The following is a 301-nucleotide window of genomic DNA, read 5'->3' as shown; positions in this document are numbered from 1 at the left end:
AATAAACGCAGATGTCATTAAAATCAGTGGAGATAAAGTAACGATTGATAAAAATGGAATTACAGCTAAAATGGCTGATTTCTTGTATGAAGATGACAATGGGCAGAAGTTCTCAGTTATTCCGAGAAAAAATTTAATTGTGGATCACTGTTTCGCACATATCACAAAAGGATATCAAAACGCACAATTCTTTAACATTCAGTACAGTCCATTTTGGGAGATACACGGGTCGCCAGCTGTAGAAAATTCCATCGTAGAAACAGGTATGGAAGGTATGATTAATGCAATGCGAATCAATGGT

1 protein-coding gene is annotated in these 301 nt (G+C 35.9%); it reads left to right on the top strand.

Features of this window, described 5'->3' with window-relative positions:
• Positions 1 to 301 (top strand): hypothetical protein (locus tag ACQGSG_RS29390; RefSeq protein ID WP_426948800.1); only part of this gene is annotated, 301 nt, incomplete at both ends.

Origin of the sequence: Bacillus sp. GMa5/1 (genome assembly GCF_050172015.1) — a bacterium.
Taxonomy (GTDB): Bacteria; Bacillota; Bacilli; order Bacillales; family Bacillaceae_G; genus Bacillus_A; species Bacillus_A cereus.
Note: the sequence above shows the minus strand (reverse complement) of the source record. Positions and strands in the feature narration are given on the sequence as shown.